23 protein-coding genes and 2 tRNA genes are annotated in these 26,155 nt (G+C 60.4%); 4 read left to right on the top strand and 21 right to left on the bottom strand.

Annotated elements, in window-relative coordinates:
- Positions 1-158: 158 nt before the first annotated feature.
- Both cadR and ACYCFC_RS03315 read left to right on the top strand, forming a co-directional pair.
- The gene (gene cadR, locus ACYCFC_RS03310) at positions 159-611 is read left to right on the top strand and encodes a Cd(II)/Pb(II)-responsive transcriptional regulator (RefSeq protein ID WP_017246263.1); all 453 of its coding nucleotides are present in this window, start codon (positions 159-161) and stop codon (positions 609-611) included.
- Positions 612-876: 265 nt separating this feature from the next.
- On the top strand, positions 877-1,338 hold the full coding sequence (locus ACYCFC_RS03315) for a methyltransferase family protein (RefSeq protein ID WP_017246261.1): 462 nt from the start codon (positions 877-879) through the stop codon (positions 1,336-1,338).
- A 249-nt stretch (positions 1,339-1,587) separates the two neighbouring features.
- Here the strand turns inward: ACYCFC_RS03315 and ACYCFC_RS03320 are convergent, their stop codons facing one another.
- From ACYCFC_RS03320 to ACYCFC_RS03405, 18 genes are all read right to left on the bottom strand, one after another.
- Complete coding sequence (locus tag ACYCFC_RS03320; RefSeq protein WP_459653118.1) at positions 1,588-4,662, bottom strand: error-prone DNA polymerase; 3,075 nt, start codon at positions 4,660-4,662, stop codon at positions 1,588-1,590.
- On the bottom strand, positions 4,659-6,065 hold the full coding sequence (locus ACYCFC_RS03325) for a Y-family DNA polymerase (protein ID WP_003289350.1): 1,407 nt from the start codon (positions 6,063-6,065) through the stop codon (positions 4,659-4,661). Before ACYCFC_RS03325 ends, ACYCFC_RS03320 begins: the two co-directional genes overlap by 4 nt.
- A 7-nt stretch (positions 6,066-6,072) precedes the next feature.
- Positions 6,073-6,699, bottom strand: coding sequence for a translesion DNA synthesis-associated protein ImuA (gene imuA, locus ACYCFC_RS03330; RefSeq protein WP_003289349.1), 627 nt, complete (start codon positions 6,697-6,699; stop codon positions 6,073-6,075).
- Between the two features lie 326 nt (positions 6,700-7,025).
- Entirely contained in the window at positions 7,026-7,823 is a 798-nt protein-coding gene (locus tag ACYCFC_RS03335) for a GTPase (RefSeq protein WP_102857159.1), read from the bottom strand.
- 279 nt (positions 7,824-8,102) lie between these two features.
- Complete coding sequence (locus tag ACYCFC_RS03340; RefSeq protein WP_028238009.1) at positions 8,103-8,816, bottom strand: DUF5983 family protein; 714 nt, start codon at positions 8,814-8,816, stop codon at positions 8,103-8,105.
- Between the two features lie 89 nt (positions 8,817-8,905).
- Positions 8,906-9,298, bottom strand: a complete 393-nt coding sequence (locus ACYCFC_RS03345) for a hypothetical protein (RefSeq protein ID WP_003289345.1) — start codon at positions 9,296-9,298, stop codon at positions 8,906-8,908.
- 23 nt (positions 9,299-9,321) lie between these two features.
- Positions 9,322-9,570: a hypothetical protein gene (locus ACYCFC_RS03350; RefSeq protein WP_080573136.1), complete on the bottom strand. Its 249-nt coding sequence runs from the start codon at positions 9,568-9,570 to the stop codon at positions 9,322-9,324.
- 772 nt (positions 9,571-10,342) lie between these two features.
- Positions 10,343-12,349 carry a DNA topoisomerase III gene (locus ACYCFC_RS03355; RefSeq protein ID WP_003289344.1) on the bottom strand — a complete coding sequence of 669 codons (2,007 nt, stop codon included), beginning with the start codon at positions 12,347-12,349 and terminating at the stop codon, positions 10,343-10,345.
- 245 nt (positions 12,350-12,594) lie between these two features.
- Positions 12,595-12,990 carry a single-stranded DNA-binding protein gene (locus ACYCFC_RS03360; RefSeq protein WP_003289343.1) on the bottom strand — a complete coding sequence of 132 codons (396 nt, stop codon included), beginning with the start codon at positions 12,988-12,990 and terminating at the stop codon, positions 12,595-12,597.
- Entirely contained in the window at positions 12,987-13,538 is a 552-nt protein-coding gene (locus ACYCFC_RS03365; RefSeq protein ID WP_003289342.1) for a DUF3158 family protein, read from the bottom strand. The genes ACYCFC_RS03360 and ACYCFC_RS03365 overlap by 4 nt, the downstream gene beginning before the upstream one ends.
- Entirely contained in the window at positions 13,535-14,314 is a 780-nt protein-coding gene (locus ACYCFC_RS03370) for a PFL_4669 family integrating conjugative element protein (protein ID WP_003289341.1), read from the bottom strand. Before ACYCFC_RS03370 ends, ACYCFC_RS03365 begins: the two co-directional genes overlap by 4 nt.
- A gap of 167 nt (positions 14,315-14,481) precedes the next feature.
- A complete protein-coding gene (locus ACYCFC_RS03375) occupies positions 14,482-15,669 on the bottom strand; it encodes an STY4528 family pathogenicity island replication protein (protein ID WP_080573135.1) in 1,188 nt (395 codons plus the stop codon).
- A 6-nt stretch (positions 15,670-15,675) separates the two neighbouring features.
- The gene (locus ACYCFC_RS03380; protein ID WP_003289339.1) at positions 15,676-16,236 is read right to left on the bottom strand and encodes a DUF2857 domain-containing protein; all 561 of its coding nucleotides are present in this window, start codon (positions 16,234-16,236) and stop codon (positions 15,676-15,678) included.
- 18 nt (positions 16,237-16,254) lie between these two features.
- On the bottom strand, positions 16,255-17,964 hold the full coding sequence (locus ACYCFC_RS03385; RefSeq protein ID WP_003289336.1) for a ParB family protein: 1,710 nt from the start codon (positions 17,962-17,964) through the stop codon (positions 16,255-16,257).
- A complete protein-coding gene (locus tag ACYCFC_RS03390; protein WP_102857160.1) occupies positions 17,957-18,193 on the bottom strand; it encodes a type II toxin-antitoxin system HicA family toxin in 237 nt (78 codons plus the stop codon). Before ACYCFC_RS03390 ends, ACYCFC_RS03385 begins: the two co-directional genes overlap by 8 nt.
- Positions 18,177-19,040 carry a ParA family protein gene (locus ACYCFC_RS03395; RefSeq protein WP_003289334.1) on the bottom strand — a complete coding sequence of 288 codons (864 nt, stop codon included), beginning with the start codon at positions 19,038-19,040 and terminating at the stop codon, positions 18,177-18,179. The genes ACYCFC_RS03390 and ACYCFC_RS03395 overlap by 17 nt, the downstream gene beginning before the upstream one ends.
- A gap of 30 nt (positions 19,041-19,070) precedes the next feature.
- A complete protein-coding gene (locus ACYCFC_RS03400; RefSeq protein ID WP_003289333.1) occupies positions 19,071-19,283 on the bottom strand; it encodes an AlpA family transcriptional regulator in 213 nt (70 codons plus the stop codon).
- Positions 19,284-19,756: 473 nt separating this feature from the next.
- Positions 19,757-20,656: a LysR family transcriptional regulator gene (locus ACYCFC_RS03405; protein WP_036997746.1), complete on the bottom strand. Its 900-nt coding sequence runs from the start codon at positions 20,654-20,656 to the stop codon at positions 19,757-19,759.
- A gap of 481 nt (positions 20,657-21,137) precedes the next feature.
- Between ACYCFC_RS03405 and ACYCFC_RS03410 the strand changes: the two genes are divergently transcribed.
- Positions 21,138-21,211, top strand: a tRNA-Cys gene (locus ACYCFC_RS03410).
- A gap of 107 nt (positions 21,212-21,318) precedes the next feature.
- Positions 21,319-21,405, top strand: a tRNA-Leu gene (locus ACYCFC_RS03415).
- A gap of 25 nt (positions 21,406-21,430) precedes the next feature.
- Here the strand turns inward: ACYCFC_RS03415 and ACYCFC_RS03420 are convergent.
- The 3 genes from ACYCFC_RS03420 to ACYCFC_RS03430 form a co-directional block, all read right to left on the bottom strand.
- Complete coding sequence (locus ACYCFC_RS03420; protein WP_459653119.1) at positions 21,431-22,342, bottom strand: EamA family transporter; 912 nt, start codon at positions 22,340-22,342, stop codon at positions 21,431-21,433.
- An 82-nt stretch (positions 22,343-22,424) separates the two neighbouring features.
- A complete protein-coding gene (hemN, locus tag ACYCFC_RS03425) occupies positions 22,425-23,813 on the bottom strand; it encodes an oxygen-independent coproporphyrinogen III oxidase (RefSeq protein ID WP_459653120.1) in 1,389 nt (462 codons plus the stop codon).
- Between the two features lie 440 nt (positions 23,814-24,253).
- Positions 24,254-25,876, bottom strand: coding sequence for a methyl-accepting chemotaxis protein (locus ACYCFC_RS03430; RefSeq protein WP_459653121.1), 1,623 nt, complete (start codon positions 25,874-25,876; stop codon positions 24,254-24,256).
- Between the last annotated feature and the right edge of the window lie 279 nt (positions 25,877-26,155).

A 26,155-nucleotide genomic window follows, 5' to 3' on the forward strand; every position in this document is an offset into this window, starting at 1 on the left:
TTGCTTCGTTGGCGTCACAGCAGACATCCTTTGAAACCGCTTCAGGTTTGTATTCGTCACCGCAGCAGCCAGCCATGAAGGTATCCTCATTGATCAGTTGTGCAGAGTGAACACCCTGAAGCCACTTCAGGGTCAAGCGTTTGTCGAAGAGGTGCTTCATGAAAATTGGAGAGCTGGCCAAGCTTGCCGATTGCCAGGTTGAAACGGTTCGCTATTACGAGCGTGAGGGGCTGTTGCCGGCTCCGGCTCGCAGTGAGGGCAACTACCGCCTTTACAGCAGTGAGCACCTTGAGCGGCTTACGTTCATCCGTAACTGCCGAACACTGGACATGACCCTGGACGAGATCAGAAGTTTGTTGGCGCTGATGGATCGGCCAGAGGGAAACTGTGAAGGTGTGAATAGCTTAGTGGATGAGCACATTGCGCATGTGCAAGCGCGCGTGACCAGCCTGCTGGCCCTGCAACAACAGCTGGTTGAGTTACGACACCGTTGCGCCTCTGAGCGGGGCGTAGACGAGTGTGGAATTCTCCAGCGCCTGAACACCACTGGCGGAGTCAGTGCGCTTCCGGATGACGGGCACACCCATGTTGGGAAAAGCCACCGTCATTGACCATCGCCTTAGAAGAGCGCGGAAAAGTAGTTACAAGCCCCCGGCGCGATTCACGTTGTAGTGGCCACCCCCGGCCTTAATGGGAGCTTCGTCATCAAGATGAACCGCCCAGCTCGATAGCTGCTGTGCATACTGGTTGCAACGCCAAGCTGCTGACAAAGTTCGGCCCTGAGCCGCTGCTAGAACTGGTGCAGAGCGAACTGCAAAAAGTGCGCTAAACATAGCGACTGGCGCAAAAGTCATGGCTGCTTAATCGGGAGTTTTTATGCGAGCACTGGAAAACAAGATACCCCCGCCGGTTGTGACCGCTCTGTTTGGGCTGTTGATGTGGCTGGCCGCCCGCTATGTGCCGGGCCTCGACCTGGCGCATTCAGTGCGGGTACTGGTGGCGCTGCTAGTGGTGGCCGTTGGCGTTTGCTTCAGCGTGGCCGGCGTACTGTCGTTTCGGCAGGCGCAGACCACCGTCAATCCGCTGAAGCCTGAAACCGCATCGGCACTGGTGCGCTCGGGTATCTATCAATACTCACGCAACCCGATGTACGTCGGCTTTGCCCTGTTGCTGCTGGCCTGGGCCTGCTACTTGGCCTCACCAATTGCCTTGTTTGGGGTACTGGGGTTTGTGCTGTATATGAATCGCTTCCAGATCAGGCCCGAGGAGCGTGCTCTGATAACTCTGTTCGGCAGCGAGTATTCGGCTTATCAAACCCAGGTTCGCCGCTGGCTTTAACATTAGTTTGTCCATCGTTTAGAGTCGCCATCTGGAAGACAGCGGTCTTCCAAAGCAATAGTTCGTGGCAACGGCCTAGAAGTTGAATGGCCGCTTTTGGCCGATCTCTGCCCCTCATCACCGGCAGGCTCGTGCCCTCAAGCTATCCCGACGCTTCCTATTGCTTGTCGATCTCTGGTGGACTTACCGCCTTGTGATTGTCCGTATGGGAGTATGTAGGGCAGGGGTAGCACTTGTGTCCTCCACTGTTTATTGAAAATCCCGACTGCGCACATCCAGGCCAGCCAACAGCGCAGAGAGATCTGTGAGCCGCCCGGCAATCACGTGGCGTATGCCATCGGCAATTTCCAGATGGCCATCAATGCGCAGCAACTGAGACTGCAGGAATACCTGCCGCTGCCGTTCGGCCACGTCGCGCCAGACCACCACGTTGATCATCCCGAACTCATCTTCAAGCGTTACGAAGGTCACTCCGCTGGCGGTCTGTGGGCGTTGGCGACCCACTACCAGGCCGGCAACGCTGACCAGGCGATCCGGCTCGATATGGAGCAGCTGCCGTGAGCTGCGGCAGCGCAGGGTGCTCAGTTGCTCGCGCAGCAGGGTCAATGGATGCGGCCCCAGGGTGGTGCCGAGGGTGGCGTAATCGGTGTGCAGTTCCTCACCAAACGAGGGGGCTGGCAAGGCGGGCGGTGCCTCCTGTATCGGGGCTTGGCCTGCAAACAGCGGCAGTTGTGGCTCGATACCGGCCACCGTCCAGCGTGCCTGATGGCGATTGCCAGCAAGCCCCTGCAGGGCGCCGGCGTCGGCCAACCGCTCCCGGGCTCGTGCGTCCAGTTCGGCGCGGAGGATCAGGTCTTCGACATGCACAAAGGTCCGCTGCCGGCGAGCCGTTTCGATACGCCTCGCATCGCCTTCACGCATCCCGCGAATCATCCGCAATCCCATACGGATCGCCGGTTGCACTGCGCCGCCAGGCTCCAGGCTGCAATCCCAGTCGCTGTAACGGACGTCCACTGGACGTACCTCGATGTCATGGCGACGGACATCCTGCAGCACTTGGTCGGGACTGTAGAAACCCATCGGCCAGCTGTTGATCAGCGCGCAGGCGAAGGCCGCCGGCTCGTGGCACTTGAGCCAGGAACTGGCGTAGGTGAGCAGGGCGAAGCTGGCCGCATGTGACTCGGGAAAGCCGTAACTGCCAAAGCCCTTGATCTGCTCGAAGATGCGCTCGATAAAGGCGGGCTCATAGCCCTTTTCCAGCATGCGCGTAGTCAGCCGCTGGCGGTGATGTTCCAGGCCACCGTGGCGCTTCCAGGCGGCCATACTGCGCCGCAGCTCGTCCGCTTCGCCGGGTGTGTACTCGGCGGCGATGATGGCCAGTTCCATGACCTGTTCCTGAAACAGCGGCACGCCCAAGGTGCGCTCGAACACGGGCACAAGCTCTTCGGAGGGGTAGTTCACCGGCTCTGTGCCGTTGCGACGGCGCAGGTAGGGATGGACCATGTCACCCTGAATCGGCCCAGGGCGAATGATGGCCACCTGGATCACGAGGTCGTAGAAGGTTTTCGGGCGCAGGCGGGGGAGCATGACCATCTGTGCCCGCGACTCGATCTGGAACACGCCGATGGTGTCGGCACGGCTGATCATGGCGTAAGTAGCCGGGTCCTCCGCTGGCAGGCTCGCCAGGGTCCAGCGGGTGCCGCGATAACGCTCGATCAGATCGAAACAGCGGTGCAGCGCGCTGAGCATCCCCAAAGAGAGTACGTCGACCTTCATCAGACCCAGCAGGTCGAGGTCATCCTTGTCCCACTGGATCACGGTGCGCCCGGCCATGGCGGCGTTTTCCACCGGGACCAGCATGCTCAGAGGCTGCTCGGAGATAACGAAGCCGCCCGGATGCTGTGACAGGTGACGAGGAAAGCCGATCAGTTCGCCCGTCAGCACCAAGACGCGCCGCAATAGTGGGTTGTTCGGGTCGAAACCGGCTTCGGCCAGACGCTCGGCGCTGGGCGGCTTGTCACTCCAGCGCCCGCAGCAGTCGGCCAGCGCAGTGACCTGGTCGGGTGGCAGGCCGAGGGCTTTGGCCACATCGCCCACGGCGCCGGCTGCGTGGTAGCTGCAGACCACAGCGGTGAGGGCGGCGCGCTCGCGCCCATAGCGGCGAAAGATGTACTGGATGACTTCTTCACGGCGTTCGTGCTCGAAATCTACATCGATATCGGGTGGCTCGTTGCGCTCGCGGGACAGAAAGCGCTCGAACAGCATCCGCGTGCCTGTCCGAGTCGGGTCCAGCTCTGTAATGCTTAAGGCAAAACACACCGTGGAGTTGGCCGCCGAGCCGCGCCCCTGACACAGAATGTGCTGCTCGCGCGCCCACCGCACGATGTCATGCACGGTCAGAAAGTAGCTTTCGTATTGCAGCTCGGCGATCAGGCTCAGCTCATGCTCGATCAGACTCCGGGCACTGACGGGTACGCCGTCCGGCCAACGCCAGCGCGCACCGTCCTCGACCAGTCGGCGCAGCCAGGATGTGGCGCTATGGCCTGCCGGCACCACTTCATGCGGGTACTGGTAGCGCAGCTGACCCAGATCAAAGGTGCAGCGCTCGGCAATGCGCAGGGTTTCCGCAAGCAGCCGGGGCGGGTAGAGCTCCGCCAACTCCTCGTGCCGGCGCAGGTGGCGTTCGCCGTTGGGAAATAGGTATGCACCGGCCTCGGCCACCGGCAGGTGGTGGCGGATGGCGGTCATACAGTCCTGCAGGGCGCGCCGTCCACGGGCATGCATGTGCACACCACCGCAGGCTAAGGCTGGCAGGTCGCAGGCTTGGGCCAACTGGAGCTGCTTGCGCAACTTGCCGGCGTCATCGGTACCTCGGTGCAGCTCGATGCCAAGCCACAAGCGCCCGGCAAATAGCTTCTGTAGCCAGGGGGCGTGCTGGGCGTCATCGTCCGCCAGCCAGATCGCCAGCAGGCCTTCGGTCGAAGCTGGAAAATCCTCGACCAGCAGTCGATAGCAGCCTTTATCGGTCCGACGCCGGGCCAGGGTGATCAGCTGGGAGAGTGCCTGGTAGCCAGTGCGGGCTTCAGCCAGAAGGACCAGCTTGGGCCCATCCTCGACACGCATCTCGCTACCGACGATGAGCGGCATGCCGGCGTCCTTCGAGGCCTGCCAGGCGCGCACGGTGCCGGCCAGGGTGCACTCATCGGTGATGGCCAAGGCGCGATAGCCCAGGCGCGCGGCGCGCTCGAACAGCTCCTTTGCGCTGGAGGCTCCGCGCTGGAAGCTGAAGTTCGACAGGCAGTGCAGCTCGGCATAGCCCGTCATGCGAACCAGCCGTGCAGCATCAGAGGGCCTTGGCTGCCGAGCTCGCGAAAGGCCCAGCCGCGCTGGCCGCTGCGCGTCTGGATAACGTAGTAGTCGCGGCGGACATCGTCGCCATCCCACCAGCCGGATTCGATGCGTTCGGGGCCGGCAAGGATGTGCAGGGAGGCCTCGCGCAGTGGTTGAGGCTGCGCCAATAGCCAGCCGGGACGAAGCGGCGAGATCGGTTGCGGGATGGACGATTGAGTGGACCAGGCACGCTCGGGCCGGTGATCGGCACAGGCACTAAGGCCATGTACGGCCTCATCACCCAGGCGTGCGCGCAGGCGTTCACGCAGTTGCTCCCAGGGCAGGGACTGCTGCGGACGTTCATCGAACAGCTGGCGGCGTTCAGGGGCAAAACGCGGCAGATCGCGGGCGGCCAGGCGCACGGCCAGCACTGGGGCGGGTAGCTGCAGCTGTTCGAGGCGGTCACGCGTCAATTCAAAGAGCATGCTGGCGTCTCGCTCGGCTCTCAAGAGCCCGACCTGCACCTGGCTGTCGGCCATGGCGCGATGCTCCAGATGCAGGACAAAGCGCTGCACGCCGCTGTCGCGTCCGGCCAGGTAAGCGGCGAGGTCCGCCGTCAGCCGACGCAGGGGAAACAGCAGCGCCTGATGCGATTTGACATCAAAGTTCAGCTCGATGCGCTGCTCGAACACATCGGGCGGGCGGTGGAAGTCCAGGGCCAGCGGGCGGATGCCGAGCAGACGATCCAGCTGCACCAGGACCTCGGCGGGGAATCGCCGACTCAGGCTGTCGCGGGGCTGAGCGAGTATTCGCGCCAGATTGCGCAAACCCATGCGAGAAAAGGCCGTGGCTGCCTCGCGGGAAAATCCCAGATGTTGCACGGGCAGCCGATCAAGGGCCTGGCGCAGTGCGTCAGCATCGGTGATTACCAGGCCATTATGAACGTTGGCCAGTATCCGCGCAGCGGCGGGATTGGGCGCGACGGTAATGCGATGGCGAAAGCCCAGTGCGCTGAGCTCCTCGCGCAGTCGTGCCTCAAAACGCGGCCAAGGGCCGAACAGGCTGAGGCATGAGTGCACCTCCATCAGCAAACAGCGCGGGTAGTGCAGGCTGACTTGAGAGCTGAAACCGTAGGCACAGGCGGCGAGCAACTGCTGCCAGTGCTCGATTTCAACCGGATTGTAGTCTGCAGTAGCGAAGTCCTGGCTCAAGGCTTGGGCGGCGATCAGGGACTGGCCGGGGCGGAGCCCGATCGCCCGCGCCGCTGGATTGACTGCCTGCAGTACGCGCCGCTGCGCAGGTCCGGCGAGCAATGCCAGTGGTGAATCGGCATCGGCACGGTGACGCAGTACACCATCCATGGCCAGTTGCGGGAACAGGATGCAGGCCCAGAGCATTGCCACCTCAATGCCCGCCGCCGGCTACAAGCGCGGGTGTTGCGATGGGCCGTGCCGGAGCCAGGCCGCCACGGCACTTAAGAATGCGCAGCTCGCGGGCATCGAGGGTCAGGCGCAAGGCTGCGGGTGAGGCGTTCACGGCCTCGTCCAGAGGGCGGTAGGCAAAGGCCAGCGTTTTCCCCGTTTCGGCAGCCACCTGCAGGCGACGCAGAGCACGGTCGTCCGCCTGCATTGGCCAGCACACCACCGCACCACAACTGCCGGAACGCAGGCATTGCTCGGTGGCCCACAGCGCATCACGACCCGTCGCCCGGACGATCATCAACTGGCGCAGGTCGACGCCAGCAGCGAGCCACGCCTGAGGGCAGGGGATATGGGGAGTCCCTACCAGCACCACCCGTTCACCGGCTGAGGTCAAGCGTGCCAGCGTCGGCCACAGCAGGCGCAGCTCACCAATGCCGCTGGTGGCAACAAGAATCTCGCTCAGCGCCGAGCCCGGCCAACCGCCACCCGGCAAGGCTGAGTCCAATTCGGTGTGCCCGGTCGATTGGGTAGAAGAGGGGGAGCTGATTGCCTGGCCGCGCCAGACATGCCGCGAATCGAGCAGGCGGTCGAGAGCGACCACGGCAGACATAGGAAGATTCTTATTTAGCTGTATGGATGAACAGTATCCGGTTCGGCTCTGTGTTCGGTCAAGCCGAATCATGTGTGCTTGCGATCAGCGGGTCGCCCGCTTGGGTATCCGATCTTGAATGGGTCGCGTATGTGGACGTCTCCTGAGGCAGGCCAGCGTCAGCCAGCGTCGGCCTGGAGACGGGAAATGCGCAAAAGGGCGTTGCGAAAAGAAGAAGCCCCCGCGTACGGGGGCTTTGGGGGAGGACAGTTGCCATCTGGTGCTGGCGTGAGGAACAGGTGTGTGGCGGTGGCGGACAACTCCAGATCGTCTTCGAAGCGGGGCAGTCAGTGCCGACTTGGCTTACTTGCCGACAGACACTGCACGCGGATGTGCCGCCAACTACCATCGTCGATCAGATGCTCCAGCATTTCCCCGAGCGAGTCGAAGAACACTTGATCGATACGTTCGACGAGTACCCCGTCGCGTTTCAGCTCGATCACATAGAGATCATCGGCACGGTCATACAGCACGGTGACCCGACCTTGGAACTTGACTGTCGCAACGGTGAAGCTGATTGCCGGAGGCGTTTTGATGATGTCGTCGGGTAGTGGATCGACGACGGAGAAGTCCCGTGCTCCGGCATCCACCAGCAGATGGGTTATGTGACGGAACCCGTCGGGAGCGAGCAACTGTTCAAGCTGGTTGATGAGTTCCTGCAACTCTGGGCAGCGTGGCTGCGGAAGCGGTAGCTTGGCTGGTGCCGAACCGAGGATGTGCGTTTGCACCGTAAAGGGCGTGCCGTCTGCAGCGTGCTCGGTGCGTTCCTCCGGTGTGTCTGCGCGCAGGCCGTCGAAACGGCGTCGGGCATATGGCTGGATCTGCACCTTGGTGCCCTCATCAGGCACTTCGGTCACCAACTCGCGATCAAGCACGGCAAATTCGGCACGACCGGTTTTTACAACGATGGCCTCGCCGGTGTCGGCGATTACCTTGCCCTCGAAGGGTTTGGGATCGATGTGGAAACCCAACACCGAAACCTTGGGTTGCCCGTCGAAGATGCTGAATTTGAACCTGCGGATATTGCGGGGAACATGGCCGGCGACCAGAACGGGCATTTGTGCGCGGATGGCTTGGGTATCCATTGGAGACTCCTTGGTGAAAACAAGGGACTCCTGCCCGCAAGGGAAGATGTCCCTTTTGGGTTGGGTGGATGGCGCGATATGCACCGGAGCGACAGAGAAACCAGTGCGATGAACCGCACCCGCAGCCTTGAAGGTCTCGACTGCCTGGGATGTTGCCGGCAACGCCAGCGAACATGAGGCCAGCGTGGAGTACGCTTCGGTGTCAGTCGTCCGGGAATCGGTAACGCGCCACTACCGTGTTCCAAAAAGAAGAAGAGCCCCGCGTGGGGCTCGAAAGGGCTATTCGCCGTAGAGTTTCAGTCCATCCAGCTCCGGTGCGTCGGCATCGAACACGAGCAATCGCACATCGGCTAGCGCAGCAAGGTACAGAACCTCGACGAGGGACTCCGGCACGCCCTTGCTCAGGTGTTCCTGCCACAGCTGCTCGGTGGAAATGCCTTCGACGTATTCCAGGTTGGTGTTCGTCCAAGGCGTGGCGATCAGCTTTACGCCAATTGCGTGGCTGCATGGTATGCGAAAGGCGACAAACAGGAGTCCAGTTGGCGTGGTGATGTCTGCCAGACCTTCCAGGTAGCGATTCGCATCCTGCGTGATATGCGCGGTACTGATCTCCCAGCAGCGACTGTAGTGACCGGTCTCGAAGCGAAACCGCTGCACGACTTCACGCGCGGCCTCTTCGGAGTAGGTATCACCGATATGGACAGGTTGGCCAAAGTCGTCGCCGTGGACGGCATAGACAACGGCCCGGACCAGCCCTTCGCTCTGGCACCGAGCCCCCAGGTCGTCAGGTATTTCCTGACCTTCGGTGATCAGCGTGAAGTCGTCGTTGAAGATGCAGGGGAAACGTGCGACCTGATCGTCTGACAGATGTGCCTGGCTAGGATGTAGTGGACGCCAGGCCGGAGGGCAGTCGCTTTCGTAGGTGATGAATAGGCTGCGACTGATGCGCAGATTCTGGTAACCGCGGAGGAAGGGATTGGGATGGCTGGGCATGTTGACGCTCCTGTTGAAAAGAAGGGACATGCCCCCGAGGGACAGCATGTCCCTCGGGGATTGTGGGAAGAGTGGCGGAGGTGGCCGTCTCACCAGCCGTGGTAGTGAAGTAGCAAGTCGGCGATGACCTTGCGGCGTTCCAAGTCAAGACTGCCGAGATCGGCAAGCCCCTCGAACTGGCAGCGGTTGAGCATCGCGCCGCCTTCATCAGCGTTGTAAAAGCTGACCATAGCGGCAAGGAACATCCGCTGGCCGCTGCTCAGAACGCCCAGGGCGTCGTTGATCCTAGACACATTCGGCCGTAGCTCCCACTTGCTTGTGGCTTGCTGCAGCCCTCCGTGGGTGCCATCGCCAAACCATTCGACGCCGGCAATTTGGATGCCCCGTTTCCAGACTTCCAAGAATGCTGCTGGCGCATTGTCGAAGTGCAGGATCTCCTGCGCGATCTGTTCTAGTACGTCTTGGGGTAAAGACTGGTTCACGACGTTCTTCCGATGGACGGAATTCAAGGATGGAGGCGTTGTTGCCAGCATCCAATGGTTAGAGCTTGATCGGCTGCCTGGTACGAACGGAAGTACTCAATGGACTCGCGCGAGGCTGGGCCTCCTTCTTCGGTGGTTCCGATGAAGTAGCCGGCGGCGCTGTGGCGTACCTGTAGAGGTAGGCGCTTCCCTGCGTAGGTAAGAGCCAGATAACCAATGGACTCGGCTCGGGCTTGGGCGGCGTTGAGTGACGCGGAAGGTGCATGGAACATGGAGGAGTCTCCTGACTGGAATGGAACAAGGCACCGACGCCTTGCTGGCGCTCATCCGCGCGGTGGTGCGAAGCGGACTGGTGGGTCGACGCGGAGGCTTCCGCGCTGCAGCCGAGGACCCGTGCTGCGGCATGTATGACCGAGGTCGGCGACACATGCGCAGCAGCATCGAGTGGCGTGGGGAGTGCGTCAGTGGGAAATGGGAAACCAGCTTGCTCCCGATTGAGCGAGGAGAAGGTCAAGGTGCATTTGTTTGCGGGGTCGTCGAGGCTTCGTCGAGCCGACTGTTTCGAACAGGAAGGAGAAAGGTGCCGAAGGCTTGGGCCTTCGGCTGCCGAGGAAGAAACCACCTGTGAACTGATGCAGTGAGTGGCCGTCGTCAAAGCCATCTGCTGTTGCAGCGATTGCACCCGACCCGTGTCGTGGCTGGGGTCGAAATCCTTTGGCACGCATCTGCGTACAAAAAGAACCCGTTGTTTCGCCGGCGGGCACCGGCACTGAATACGGTTCGACCCGAAGGGTCTCCTGGAGGCTCGTCCCACTATCGAGACAAGACCCCAGGGGACCCTTCGGAACGAAAATCGACAGATCAGGATGTCCGTGAGATATGAACTGCGGATGAGTTCGCCTTCTCGTTGAACCAGCGAAATGCTGGCAACGGGCACACATTGCAGAAGGATGGCGTGTGCTGGGTTCCCCGCGGGCGCGAGGTATGCGTATCGACCATGGCCGATACGATGAGGAAACGGGGCCTGGGACCTTACTTCGAGATTTATTGCGACTTGCGTGTCGCGCTGCGCTTTGCGCTGGCCTTCCGGCCGTTCTGGATGGGAAGGGTGCCTTTGCAATTGGGATAGCTACGGCAGGACCAGAAGGGGCCGGTCTTGCCTGTACGTTGCCATGTGGCACCGCCGCACAGCGGGCAGGCGGGTCCCGCAGGGACTTTGATGGGCAGGGTGGCACCGCGATACTGCTGCACGAGCTGCGTGATCCACATGGATTGCTTCTCGACGAAGTCATCCAGCGTCATGTCGCCGGCCTCGATCATGTCCAGGGCCTGTTCCCAGACGGCGGTGGTACCGGGATCGGTGATGGCTTCTGGCACCGCATCAATGAGCGTACAAGCCGCTTCGGAGGCGCGAACGGTACGACCTTGCTTGACCAGGTAATTGCGGTCGAGCAGGCCGTTGATGATGCTGGCGCGTGTGGCCTCGGTGCCGATGCCTGTGGTCTCTTTTAGCTTCTGCTTCAATCGCGGATCAGTGACCAGTTTGGCGACACCTTTCATGGCCTTGATCAGATGGCCTTGGGTGTAAGGTTTTGGCGGCTGCGTCTTAAGTGCCTTCAGATCAACCTGGCCGACCTGGCAGGACACGCCTTCGCGCAAGGCTGGCAATACCTGGCTGCGCGGTGTCGATTCGTCGTTCGCATCATCCGCTGCCGGTACGGCCAACACCTGGTGCCAGCCGGGGATGATCACCTGCTTGCCGATGGCGTGCAGGTTCTGGCCGCCGCACAGCAAGTGGGCGGTCGTGCGGTCGAACTCGTGATGCGGCAGGAACTGTGCGAGATAGTGAGCGCGGATCAGCTTGTAGACCGATAACTCCTTGTCGCTCATAGCCGACAGGTTGGCCGGTTCGAGCGTCGGGATGATGCCGTGGTGGGCCGATACTTTGCTGTCGTTCCAGGCGCGTGAGCGCTGAGTATGGTCGAGCTGGTCGAGCAGCGGACGCAGGCTGGGATCGGTGGCGAGCACCGCAGCGAGAACTGTCGGCACCTCGGCGGACATGCTTTCGGGCAGGTAGCCTGAATCCGAGCGCGGATAGGTCGTTGCTTTGTGTGTCTCGTACAACGACTGTGCGATGTCCAGCGTCTCCTGCACGTCCAGAGCGATTTGCCGAGAGCACACCTCCTGCAGCGTGCCCAGATCGAATGGCAGCGGCGGACCTTCACGCACGCGCTCCGTTTCGACCGACACCACCTGGGCGCTGCCGGCAATGCGCATACGATCGGCGGCTTGTTGCGCTACTGCCTGCTGCAGGCAGCGGCCTTCGGCATCGATGCAGCTGTCCGGCGCGATCCAACTGGAGAGAAAGGATTGCCCGCCTGCGGATAGCGCGATCTCGACGTTCCAGAATGGCATCGAAACGAAGCGTGCAATCTCGCGATCGCGGGCTACCACCAATGCCAGCGTCGGCGTTTGCACCCGGCCGACCGATAGTACGCCGTCGTAGCCAGCCTGACGCCCAAGCAGCGTGAACAGGCGGCTGAGGTTTATGCCGATCAGCCAGTCCGCTCTGGAGCGTGCGAGTGCCGAGTAGTACAGCGGCAGCGTCTCGCTCGCCGGCTTCAGCGCGCCCAGTGCCTTGTGAATACTCGCGTCGTTGAGCGCCGACAGCCACAGTCGTTGGACCGGCCCTCGGTAGCCGCACAGGTCGATGATCTCGCGGGCGATCATCTCGCCTTCGCGGTCCGCATCGGTTGCGATCACCAGCTCGTTGGCTTGGCCGACGAGTTGTTTGACGATATTGAGTTGCGTGGCGGTTGCGGCTTTTGGCTCGACGCGCCAGCACTCGGGAATGATGGGGAGCTGCTCTATCGACCAACGCTTGTACTGCTCACCGTAGGCCTCCGGTTGGGCAGCTTCGATCAGGTGACCAATGCACCAGGTTACGACGGTGCCCGCTCCGCTGTAGCAGCCGTTGCCGCGTTGGCCGGCACCCAGCACACGGGCAATGTCTTTGCCTTGTGAGGGTTTCTCGCAGAGGAACACGCGCATACAGCCTCCGGGGTGTGATGGTCACCGAATGACCATCAGCATTCCCGTCAGCCGCATGGGCCGCAGCAAACAACGTGGCAGCAACAGAGTCCCAGTTGTGCGGCTGTACACGTCCTTCCAGTGATGTGCGAACAAGGCTGGCGTTGTGCAGTTACCAGCAGCTTCGTTCACAGCGGCGCTGGAATTCAGTGGAACTCGGTGGAACTATCCCCAGGGGATAGTTCCACCGAGGTCTTTTGTGGGCATTACTCCGCAGACTGGGCTGGCTCGCTAGCTTGTTTCTGGCTCAGCGTTACTGCATCAAGACGGTACGGCAGGATACCTACGCGCCGGGCCTCGATCTTGAACGTCACGCGCTCATTCTCGTCGGCATCCTCCCATTCATCGCGCACCGTGCGGCCCTCCACCAGTACGCGCATGCCTTTCTGATACAGCGTTTGCCAGTGCTCAGCCTCGCGATGCCACAGCTCCACGGGTGCCCAGTATCCACCGCGATCTTCGTAGCCATCTTTGGTTGGAACCGGATTGTCGAAATAGATGTTCAAGCGCAACAACCGCCGTGGCTCGTCGTTGCCGTTCTGGAACTCCCTGAATTCTGGCGCAGAACCGATGTTGCCTTCGCCAACAAAGTGCGTGCTCATAGTGACTCCTTGGACCATGTGGTGCGGGTGGACGCAGCGTTTCCGCGGACACGCTGCAGGTAAGTCGATTCGGCCTGGGCTACCTTGCTGGCGCACTCCTGGGCCTGGCGGCCCAAGGTGTGCAGCAAGCTGATTTGCATGTTGATGACGACCCGCTGTAGCTCCATCGCGTAGAGGTCGTTGATCAGCGTGTCGGGCGTGGCGGGGCTGGTGATCAGCGCTTGCCACAATGCCACGCCCATGGCGGAGCGGTCGGGCCTGCGCCAGCGCAAGAAAACGGTGCCTGCGCCAGTGGTCTGCTGGGCCAGTTCAACGGGTAGCAGGCGGAAGGGGTAAGCGTCCGCCTGTGCCAGGATGCGCCGCTGCGCCAGTTCGATAAGATCGTCGCGTAGCGCATGGCACTGGCTGGCCCACTCGGTGAGAGTCCCCTTACCTTTAAAAGGCTTTAAAAGGCCTTTTAAAGAGGCTGCGTGTTCCAGGCGCTGGAAGTCAGTCCGTTCCAGGGGGTGGAAACGGCGGTCTGCCGCAGATGCCGAGGTCGTCGTCATGCCGGTGCATCCCCGCTGTCTTCTGCCGTCGTCACCGGGTCGTCAGCGCCTTCAGCCGGAAAGTTGTCGCCCACCGCTGGGGCCAGAGAGGCGGCCAATGCCGAGCGCCGGATGATGGGCGGCGCATAGCGAGAGCGCCGGGTGCCTTCGAGCACGTCCTGCGGCAGTTCGCCAAATTTCTCGATAGCCGCTCTGGCCACGGCGTTGTTGGCGGCGAAGTCATCCCTGATGCAGCCCGAGAAGCGGTACTGCTGGGCCAGCGAGAACAGACTGCGCAAGGAGTGGGCTCCTTCGTTGAGCCAGCGTTCGAGTGTGCTGCGGTCAATCAATGCGGTGTGGTGGGCGAGGATCAGCTTGCGCGCCAGATCGTCGTAATCGGCCAGCAGATACACCGCCAGGAAGCCGAGCTGGGCATTCACGAACAGCGGTAGCTTCACCGGTTGTACATTCATGTTCTCGCCCAGCGACAGCGCAGGTGGCACGTCGGTCAGGGCTTGGTCGACCTGTTCGCGCAGGGCCTGCAACGTGTCCTTGGTCTGCGTCAGCTTTTCCTCAATCCTCAGCATCCACCAGTCTGAGTAAGGGTCGTCCTGCTCGGCCCCGCGCTTGATCTTGTTGGCGATGGCAATGAAGCCGTTCAAGCCAACAATGCCGGGCTTCCCGTCGCTTGCCGCTCGACCGTGCCAGATGCGCGAGGCGTGGTGGGTGTGCAGCGTCAGCGACATCACGCTGCGCAGCGATCCGAGATTCAGTTGCAAGGTGTTGTCGGTGGTCATGAGGGCGACTCGCGGTAGAAAGACGAGTCGTCAGCATGGGCACTGAGCGGAAGGCGATCAGTCAACAAAACGCAGCTGCATGCAGCCCGGTTTGTGGGCGAGGGAAGGCAGTCTGTTCCAACTATCCCTTGGGGATAGCGCTAAGGAGGTCCACAGCCGTATCCCACTCAGCATCGGTTGCGGTTCAAGAGTGCATGCAGGCTTTCCAGGTGGGCCTGGACGACTTCGGGGCGCGCAGGCCTAGGATTGGCTGTGGGTGTCGGATCGGCTGTGACGGTATTGCTCTGTCCTTGTCCAGCCCATGCCTTGAACTCACCTCGAATGGCCGCCTGGATGATGCCGAACAGGTAGCCTGCAGGTTTGCGCACCTCGCTGCTGCGACAGCGTGCCGCCCATTCGTCGAGCACCGCTTGCCGCTGTTCGGCCTCGACCTGTTGCAGAGCCACCAGAGCACCGGCCTGCTGTTCTTCTTTCAGCGACAGAAAACGCTCGGGCAGTTGCAGATCCTGGAGTTCTTGCGCGCGCGGTACTGTACGTATTTTATTTATACGATTACTAAGTACTTCAGTACGGTCCTGCTTCGGAATCCGAAGAGGGTTGGTTTTGCTGGCTTTCGAGCCTGCTTCGGAATCCGAAAGCAGTGGTTCACCATTCCGAAGAAAGGCGTCGCTGCCTTCTTCGGATTCGTGGCTGGGCTGCTCCTGTGGATAACTATTTAATGCGGGTGTGCTGCCCTGGGCCATGCGCTGCGCCAGCACCTGCAGCCGCGTTGGCAATACACGACCGCTGAGCATGGGGTCTTCGGAAAGCTCTTGTATTGCGTGGTAGCCCACTCGTTGGATTGCCTTGCTGGCGTGATTGAGTGCGTGGCTGACCAGCCCAAGGTACTCAGGGTCGAGCTGCATGGCCTCAAAGGGTGTAAGCGGTTCGTCGTGCAGGACGTAGAGGTTGCCTTTGATGCGCCCGGTCTTGGGATCGCGCCGGCGGCGCACGAGGCTGAGCCAGCGTGTCAGGCGCAGCAGTGTTAGCGCACGTGCCACGGTTTCATGCGAGGCCTGTTCCGCGCAGGGCGTTGAGGCTAAGTAGGGACGTAATTGATCGTAGGTGGGAAATGCCGTCACTCCATCCTTGTTGAGCAAGAGCCGGAAAACCTGCCAGGCGTTGCGCTCCAGTGGTGTCAGGCGTTTGTCGAGAAACAGTGTGCGTGGCACGCTTTCATGATGGTTGCCGCTATAAATAAATCCGTCGCTGCTGACAGCCACAGTACTCTTGGGTGGTGTCAGGTGCCGCAGGGCGTCGTCGAGCAGGGCTGAAAGAGAGGCAGCGCTTGCAGGTCGAGGGTTTGGCGGCACCATGGCTGGCTACACCAGACCTTGGTCGATCCAGCTCCGTATCGCGGCCCAGATCACGGATATGGGCAACGCCAAATCTTCGGCCAGGTCCATCACCAATTCCAGCATCGCGCTGTCGTCGTCCAGTGCGATGCTTCGTTCTTCAACAGCAGACTTCCAGTGCTTCCACAGGGTCATCTCCTGGTCTTCATTCAAGACGTGGTGCCGGCCTTTGCGTTTGGGCAAGCCGATGATGTCGCGACGCAGTGCCACCTCTTGATGGGTCAAACCATAGAACTTGCTGACCATTTCTGTACTGGCTCCCAAGCGCAGCATGCGATCAATCGTGGCAATCTCTTGCTCGATGTCGTGCATCTGGCTCAGGAGTCGCCACAGCACCTCACGATTGACCGTCACCGAACACCAGGGCACTTTGGCATCGACTAAGAGGTTCACCAGTGTCGGTTGCTTCAGGACGTCCAGCTCCCGCTCACTGAATCCCATCGCCAGGCAGCGACGCAGTTGACCGTTGCGTAGGTCGTGCAATGCTTGAGCCACGACAGCTTGATTCAGTGGGTGGGGTGCCAACATGGTTCTCTCCTGACCTTGTCAGTGGCCGGTCTCATCGGGATTGGTATCCAGGTCACGAAGTCGGCGTGCCAGCCGGACCAGGCGGAAGAACTTGACCAAGCCGTCGTCGCTCAGGCGGGAGCGAGTTGCTGTGTCACTGATGTCGGTCCCATGCATCAGTGATCCCAAACCATCGTCCAGCATGAAGTCGTCGTGATCGAATACGGATGACTCTGCGTCGTAATGGGTACTCAATGCGCGCAGCAGGGCCAATACCGTTCGCTCAAACACCGAAAGTGCGCTAGTGCCCTGTGTGGAAGCCCTGCAGGTGAAGCCGATGTCGGCATTGAGTGGTTCGATGCAGTCGGTCAGGTCGGCTTCCTCTGCGATTTCCCGTGCAAATTGTGCGATGTGGATACGTAGCCGATCCGGTGAGTCCAGCCCTGGATCGATGTACCAGACATCGCTGATCGGAAAGAGCCCACTGCCGGCCTGGACGGGGATGGCTTGCAATACATTTTCTGCAAACCCCGGCATGGGTTCGCCGGTTTGCTCGGCCACCAGATGCTGGATCGCTTGCAGACGTTCGGTGCTGGCGACAGGTGAAACGATATGGCCCTGAAGTTGCGCGTCTGTAATGTCCTCGCGATCAGGGTTACTCAGGGCAGCATCCGGCTCATGCGGCTCATGCGGCTGTACTGGCGTTGGCGGTGTTGCCGTGTCCGTAGCTGCAGTGCTTGGTGAATGTACCGCAGCATCATCGTGCCGAGTCGAAGTCGATTTTGGGGGAGGCACAGCGCCGGTTTCGGGGATGGCGATAGCGGGCGTAGCTTCGACTGAAGGTGGCGGGGTGTTTACTGCACGCTGACGGTGCTCGGTGTTGTCGATGTCCAGTTCCAGCGCGTTGTAGTCGGCTTCGAGCAGCTCTGCCATTTGCCCGATCAGTTCGTCTTGGACTCGCCTGGTCGAAAAGACTGCGGGCTGTGTGTCGAACGGTGCTAGGACGTCGTGGAACAGCGTTTCGAAGTCGACACCCAATGGCTTGCCGCTTGCCTGTTTTTCCCAGGTGAACTCGGCGGCTTTGCGCAGTACCGCCAGCCTTTCGACTTGGTGCCTTCCCAGTCCGTTGTACAAGACGTTTGGGATGGTGGGCAGGAGGTAGCGCACCGTGTCCTGCATACGGCTGATGTGAGGCTGCGGGATCGGGTAGCCGTCAGCGGTGAGGCGGCGAGCGAGTTCCGACTGAGAGAGCGTCTTGCCGATCTCCTGCTCGTACAGCTCACGCGCTTTTTCGACACCCAGCGCTCGCTCGATGAAGGTCAGTCCACCATGCAGTTCGTTTTCGGCCAGGTGTCCGGTCAGCGCAATGATTTCACCGCGCTCTGGCCAAGGGCGGAACAGGCTCGGGATACGGAAAAATCTTTGATCCTTAGTCTCCGCCCAGAGCTCGCGCAGAATCGCCAGTCGGGTGTTGCCGCCATTGCGGATGATGTAATGATCGGCACCGGGCCGCCGAGTGATCGATGGCGGTGCATCCAGACCCCGCTCCCGGATTGAGGCCTTGATTTCATCGTAGAGAGGATTGCGCGTAATACGTGGATCAAGCTCGTAGGGGCGCAGATCGTCTAGCGTGACAACCATCGGCGTTTCCACGGCGGGATCGCTCAGTCCCTGTGCAGTGGGACCGCTGCGAGAGAACGCATCGGCCATCAGCTTGCCGGCCATTTCCTGAGGCGTGACGTCAGCCATCTTGACCTCCCGATAGGCCCCGCTCTGCCCGGCGCAGTTGTGCCCAGGCATTCTGGCTTGCACGGCGATCGCTTGCCGTCGAGCTGGTGAATATCGGTGGCAGGCCCGTCTTCACGAATTTCAGGTGGCCTCCGGATGTGCGACTGACCTCCCAGCCATCCTCCAAGGCAAACTCGATCAGCGTTAACAGCCGATTGTGGCCACGGCACAGGTCATGGACGCTCGACATGGCTTCGCCTCCTGTCGATCCGGCCGGTCACCTGGGCAAACTGCTCCTGCCAATGCGGGCAGAGTTCGGTTGCCAGGGTACGCATGGTCTCCAGCGCCGCGGGTGCCTGACGCCCGGACGGACGCCGGTGTTCGATGCGATGTACCGGCTGGCCTGCTGTTGCAGCACGAGAAAATGCCTCGATGGCCGGTACTTCAGTACGCAGAATCTGGATCTCGTTATGTTCACGGAAGATGAGGCGCAGCGTTTGCTGGACCAACCTGGCGCTCGACGAAACGGCCGGAACGCGGTTGATCAGCAAATGCAGCGGTGGCGGTTGGATGCCCAGGTAGCGGTAAGCGGCGATTGCGTCGACAAGTTGGAGCGTGCCGCGCCGAAGTTCGCGGGCTGCCAGAATTTCCGGAGTGATCGGTGACACGGCGAAGTCAGCGGCGAGCATGGCCATCTCAAGTAAAACGCTGCGGGCACCTTGTGTGTCGATCAGCATCACGTCGTAATGTGGCTGGAACAATGACAGCAGGTTGCGTAGCCGCAAGCGTCCATCCGCTGCGTGCAGCAGCAATGTTCCCAGTTGCTGGTGCTCGTCATTGGATAGCACCACATCAAGTCCCTCGATGATGGTGTGCGAAACCAGGTGCGGCAGTGTTCTCTCGTTGAATGCCAGCAGCTCGTAGATGCCGTTCGGGGCACGGCTTGCTAGCTCGTAGTAGGACGACAGCGTGGGCTGACCATCCAGATCGAGCAGGAGCACGCGCTTGCCTGCGTCAGCGAGGAAGCCTCCCAGGTTGGCGGCGACGGTCGTCTTGCCAACGCCGCCCTTGGTCGAAATGATGGCGATCACTTGCATGACTCGCTCCTCTTGGGCAGTGGAGCGATGTCAAGCGCGCTCTTGGAGACGTTCGGTAATCCATTGGTCGATTTCAGCTGAATCCCAGCCGACAGCGCGGATACCTAGACGTAAGGCCTTGGGAAATTTTCCGTCCTTCATCAGATTGTAAATATGTGCGCGTTTGAATCCAGTTTTGGCTTCAACTTCTGCGCGACGCAGAATGCGTCGATCCGCGATTGAGAAGGTGTGCTCGGTGGACATGGTGGTCACTCCTTTATGCTTGGTAGCACTCGTAGGCGTGACTCGAGTAGATGAGCCACACTGCATGTGTGCACCAAAGAATCGGATCTTGCTGACCACCGGATTCATCGGAGAGCGACTGCGTTCGCTGATCCGATTTCTACTAATCTGAGGACATACAACGTCAAGCTGACCCGTATGCGTTCCATATTGGTAAAGTCTTTGGAGCGATCAAGAGTAAAAGGCACACCTAACCTCTGGAAGACCGACGAGCGGAAGCCCCAGTATTTTTTGTCATGCCGGTGACAGAAAGTGTCATGTGCAAAATAAGCTTTGTTGTGGTTAGAGCTGAGTGGTGCGGTGCCGCACTCGTAGTGCGTTGTGGCTGGTGTTTAGTCTGGACTCAGCTGACTTTTACAGTCAGGGATCTGACGAAAACAGTAGGGCTCTGGTTGCTGGCACGGAGCCATACATCTCATTTTGAGAAAGGTTTATCAAATAGTTGGTGCTGCACCAACTTGCAGGGCTCGCGCGATGAACCTAGCCAGCTCATCCGATGGAGGCTTGTCCAGCATGGCAATGACGGTCGCTGTGCTGGGTACGTCGTCGGTGACAGGGCGTATGATGACGTCGGAGTGCTTGTACAGGGTGGCCTGCGACGACAGCCCTACGCCAATACCGTAGCCTGCGGCCACAAGCATCATCATGGGTTCGTGACCTGAAACGTATTCGGCGACGTTAAGTGATGGCAATGTGGGGGCGCAGAACCAATTGCGAATGACATCGTGCCCGCCCGAGCACCGTTCAGGATGGCAGAGAATCAACGGATGTCGGGCAACCTCGCGAAGCGGTATTTTATCGAGAGAAAGAAGTGGGTGGTTCCGAGGGATCGCGATAGCAGGACGATCTGTCCAGACCACTTCCTTGATGAGCCTACTACCGGGCTCAGTATGCACAGTGAAACCAGCATCAATCTGGTCGTGGTCTAGGGCTTTGACCATTTCGCTGACAGTCATTTCTACGATCTTTATCTCTGTGAGGGGCTCCTCCTCACGACAACACGCCAATAACCTGGTCAGTCTTGGCTGTGCAAGGTTATCGGCTAAGCCGATACGCAACCGACCACGAAATCCTCTTGCTGCAGCATGTACTCGTGCTCGTGCTCCATCCATGCGCATAAGCACATGGCGTGCTTCCTCCTGAAATACCTCTCCAGCCCAGGTCAGGCGAATACGCCCTTGGATGCGATGGAACAGGCGGGTTCCTAGCTCTGATTCCAGTTCTTTGATCGCCCGCGAGAGGGGGGAAGGCTCAATATGGACTCTGGTTGCAGCCCGCGAAAAGCTCAGTTCTTCGGCCACAACCAGGAAGTAGCGCAGGTGACGTATTCTCATACCGTAGCTGCCTTACCGTGTTGTGAGTTTGTCCAAAGGTACAGAGCGCAACAATCGGACATTGGTCAGTTTTTGTTCTTAAAAGTCAGATAGTGAACCAGACAGGAACAGGCGTAGACAATTCGCACGGGGTCTCCGTCGATGGGAGTAGCATTGTCAGGATTGAGCACTACGTCCCAAATGGAGTAGTGGCGATGGGGTTGAAGAGGGATAAAGGATCGGACCTGTGCCTGTAGCCCATCATGCCCGGGCGAAGGTGCCAGGCTGCAGGAAGCCAGTAGCTGTCTGTGAACTATCTTGGAATAAAATTGGCGTGGGGGTTGCCTGCCTGTCCAGATAAGTCCATACTTGTGTCCGCTAATCAAACAGCGGAAGCGGAAACCCCTTTTAAATCAAAAGGTTGAAGGCTAGGCTCTAGTCTCGTTTCCCGCTCCAGTTTGTAAAGATTGCGCCGCATCAACGTGCGGCGCTTTCGTTTTGAGGCCGGTTGGCAGAGTGGTTATGCAGCGGATTGCAAATCCGTGTACGCCGGTTCGATTCCGACATCGGCCTCCATATTGAAAGCCCCGTAGATCTTTGATTTACGGGGCTTTTTCTATTTCCAGCTTAACTTGCGAGGGTGACCCGGGCTGTATATAGTCCGACCTCTTGAATGCACTACCGCCCGAATGGCGAAATCGGTAGACGCAGGAGACTTAAAATCTCTCGACCGCAAGGTCATGCCGGTTCAAGTCCGGCTTCGGGCACCATTGTCATCATTTCAGGTTTCTCCGTTCAGGCTCGTCGATAGGTCAGCAGGACGATTCCCGCGACCACGACGGCGCCGCCGAGAATCTGTATCGCAGACAGCATCTGTCCCAGTACCAGCCAGCCCATCACCAGCGTCGCCAACGGCTCGATGTTCATGACCGGCGCATTGCGCGGCATATCCAGCCGCGGGATGGAGATGAACAGTGTGATGAAGCCAGTGCCATAGAGCACCATCAGGATCAGCAGGGCGAACCAGCCACTGGCTGTGGCCGGCGTATTCAGCGCGCCGGGCAGCGCATCGCTGGCGCCAGCAATTGCTGCGCTGCAGAACACCACCAGCATGGTCAGCAGGCTGCGCACCGAACCACGTACCTGGGACAGTCTGTGATCGGTGACCCATAGCGCGCTGGCGAATGCGCAGGCGGCGCCGAAGGCCAACGCCACGCCGACCATCCACTGCGCGTCGAGGTCTGCGCCGCCGCGCAACTGGCCCGGAATGTCGAGCACCAGCAATAACCCGAGCAGTATCACTCCCATGAGTACGGCGTTGCGCGCGGTGGGTCTCGGGCCGCCCAGGCCCCAGGTCAGTAGCGCCAGAATAATGGGGAAGACATTGGCCACCAGCAGCGCCAGCGCCACGGGAATCCGCGCTACGGCGGAATATAGAAACAGGCTCTGGGTGGCGATAAGCAGGCCCAGCAGCAGTTGCCAGCGGACGCTTGCGGTGGGTAAGCGAATGGTCTGGCGCTGCCAGAACACCAGTGTCGTCAGGGCCAGCAGGGTGCCGCCGGAGCGCGTCAGGATGGCCAGCAGCACGCCGGCGCCATCATCGAAGGCGACACGGGCGGCGATATGATTGCCTGCGAACGCGCAGCCCAGGCACAGCAGCATCAACACGGCGATATGGCGGGCAAAAGGGGCGGGATTGGCAGGCATGAACGCTTCTCGGGAACGAAAACGGGGCAGGATACGAAATCCTGCCCCGTTCGTCTGTCTGCGTCTGTCTTTTCGCGTCCGGTCAGACGGTGCGCGAGAACCGCCCCCGCTGCTCGCCACCCAGATAGGCATCGAAGGCCATGGCCACGTTGCGCATCATCAGATGCCCCTGGGGCTGCAGCAGCAGGGCATCGTCGCGGATCTCCACCAGACCATCGGCCACGTGTTCACTCAGTTGTGCCAGCGATTCGGCGAAGTAGTCCTTGAAGACGATGCCATAACGCCGTTCCATCTCGGCGAAATCGATACGGCCATGACACATCAGCGAGATGATCACGTCGCGACGCAGGCGGTCGTCCTCGCTGAGCTTGTAGCCGCGCTGCACCGGCAGCATGCCTTCGTTCAGGCGTGCGTAATATTGCGACAGTTCCTTCACGTTCTGGCTGTAGCTGTTGCCGACCTTGCCGATGGAGGAAATGCCCAGGCCGATCAGGTCGCAATCGGCATGGGTGGAATAGCCCTGGAAGTTACGCTGCAGGGTGCCGTTGGCGCGGGCCAGGGTCAGCTCGTCCTCGGGCAGGGAGAAGTGATCCATGCCGATATAGACGTAACCGGCGTCGGTCAGGCGCCTGATGGTCAGCTCCAGCAGTTCCAGTTTGCGCTCGGGCGGCGGCATGTCTTCGGGGCGGATCAGCTTCTGCGCGCGCACCAGCTCCGGCAGGTGCGCGTAGCTGTAGGCGGCGATGCGATCCGGACGGATGTCGATGATCTTGTCCAGCGTGGTGTTGAAGCTGTCGACGGTCTGCAGTGGCAGGCCGTAGATCAGGTCGACACTGATGGACTTGAATCTGGCGGCGCGGGCAGCCTCGACCAGTTCGCGGGTCTGCTCTTCGGTCTGGATACGATTGACTGCGATCTGAACCTGTTCGTCGAAGTCCTGCACGCCGAAGCTCAAACGGTTGAAGCCCAGCTTGCGCAACCCGTGAATCTGCTCGGGCGTCACGGTGCGCGGGTCGACTTCAAGCGAGAATTCGTGATTGTCGCTGTCGTCCATGTTGAACGCCTGATGCAGTGTCGTCATCAGGTCCGCCAGCTGTTCGCTGGTGAAGTAGGTCGGGGTGCCGCCGCCCAGGTGCAGCTGGGTCAGCTTGCGCGAGCGGTCGAACAGCGCGCCCTGCATCTGGATTTCACGCTTGAGGTATTCCAGGTACTCAACGGCACGTTCGGTCTTGTGGGTGATGATCTTGTTGCAGGCGCAGTAGTAGCAGAGGCTTTTGCAGAAGGGGATATGGATGTACACCGACAGAGGTTTTGGCGCATCGGCCTCGTTGGTCTCCTGGGCAGCGCTGCGGTAGTCATCGATGGCGAAGGCCTGATGGAACTGAGGCGCGGTGGGATAGGAGGTATAGCGGGGACCTGGACGGTCATATTTCTCGACCAGGGCGCGGTTGAAGCTCGGCGTTTGGTCCATATTTAATTTCACCTTGCGGTTGAGAGGCTGTTTACAAATTACTGTGCTCGACCATGCTGCGTTGAAACCAGCCTCACAGCCACAGGCTGAACGCGCTTTAGCGCGGCCCCAAAGGGGTGAGCGAAGCGAATCAAATGCTCATGTACTCCTCGTACACTCCGCTTTTCCGGCTGATTGTCTCGCTACGCTCACCCTTCGGGCCAGCCTTCGGCTGTTGCTCCCGCTGGTCGTTGCGCCTTGCCTGATCTTCGCTCGCTACTTTTGTAAACACCCTCTGAGAGGATTCTGGCTGGCCGGGTGCTCACCGACCAGCCGACAGCATCTGATGTGAATTATCGACGATTCTAGCCTATTGGCCGGCTGTCCCAGATCAAGAATGGTACGGCAACGCTGTAACGCAAAAGCCGGGCCAGAGGCCCGGCTTCGGTGGCAGCGCGACCTTACAGCTTGAACTGGCTGACCAGCCGATTCAGCTCGGCGGCCAGGCGCACCAGTTCTTCGCTGATCTGCGAAGTCTGCTCGGCATCGGTCGAGGTGGTATCGGCGATGACGCTGATGGTGGTGATGTTGCGGTTGATCTCTTCGGCTACCGCGCTTTGTTCCTCGGCGGCGGTGGCGATCTGGGTGTTCATGTCGTTGATGGTGCCGACTTCACCGGCGATCACGTTGAGGCTCTGGGCAACCTTGGCGACGCTGTCCGAGCCATCATGAGCCTTGACCTGAGCTTCTTCCATGGCCTTGACCGCGTTGCGCACGCCGTTTTGCAGCTGTTCGATGGTGGCCTGGATTTCCTCGGTGGATTTTTGCGTGCGCGAGGCGAGGGTACGCACTTCGTCGGCGACCACGGCGAACCCGCGCCCCTGTTCGCCTGCCCGTGCCGCTTCGATGGCGGCGTTGAGGGCCAGCAGGTTGGTCTGTTCGGCGATGCCGTTGATCACACCCAGCACCATGCCGATGCTGACACTATCGGCTTCCACCTGCTTGATCACCTGGGCGGCATTTTCGATGTCACGTATCAGCACTTCGATACCGTCCAGCGCTTCGGTGGCGACCCGAACGCCCAGCCTGGATTCATCGTCCGCGCCGCTCGAGGCTGAAGCCGTCTGGGTTGCGTGGCGCGCCACTTCCTGTACGGTGGCGCTCATTTCGTTCATGGCCGAGGCGACCATGTCGGTTTCGTTGCGCTGTTCCATGACCGCCGAATGGGTCTTCTCGGCCACGTTGGAGACACGTTTCGACACTTCACCCAGGTTGCGCGTAACCCCCGCAACCGCTTCGAGACTGTGACGGAACTTGCCGATCATGCGGTTGAAGGCATGGCCCATGGCACCGACTTCGTCTTCGGCATGGATGGCGACGGCACGACTGAGGTCTTCATTCTCGGTCATCGCTTCCATCGTGTGGCGCATGTCGTTGATGCGGCTGATGATCACGCGACGAATGATGTAGCCCATCACCAGCAGGCCGGCCAGCAGCAGCAGCAATTGAATGCCGGCGGAAATCATGATGTTGCGGTCGACCTCGCTATCCAGCGCGGACAGGTCGTAGCTGATGCGCACCGCGCCCATGACCGAGTCTTCCGGCACCTGGTGGCAGGTCAGGCAGTTGGTGCCGCGATAGTCCTTGTGGCCGAGAATCGGATTGACGACGGTGAGGACACGGCCATTCTGGCCGCGGACCACTTCGATGATGGACTCGCCAGCCAGTGCCCGTTGATCCAGTGCATCGGCGGGTGCCTGGTGCGCGTATCCGGGACCGAAGACCGAGCTGACCGACTCGCCGCGAATGATGCGTGCATCGATCACGCCGGGGCGAGCCAGGATCTTGTTTCGCAGTACATCGCGCTGGGCCATGGTACCGGTCAGCATCATGGTGTTGATGCTGTCGAAATAGGAGTCGGCGGCATCCTTGGTCTGTTGCTCGACCACCTGCAGTACCAGCCGTTTCTCGGTGATGGCCGCATAGAACAGGGATGCGGAAAGCACCAGCGCGAATACCACCAGCAGGGCCAGGTTGATCTTCGCCTGGACAGACATTTGTCGAGTAGCGGGAGTGCTGTTCATCGTTTTCCTTGGTATTTGCTGCTGGTGTGGCCAAGTCGCCGTTGTTACCGGCTCGCTGAGGGCTGCATATCTCGCGAGTCGCCCTGTCAGGCGGCCCCGACAGACATCTCTATCGGCTCGGTAACGGTTTTCTTGAAGGGTATCGGCATTCGGCCAGACTGATGGCCAAAGGCTATTTGTGTGAATACTCACATAGTATGAGTGGGTCGTCTTGCCGGACGCTCGTCAGCCTGCGCCTGGGGTGACTATTCGCCAGTTCAATGATCTGGATCAGTCGTT

The sequence above is a fragment of the Stutzerimonas sp. NM35 genome (assembly GCF_054604355.1).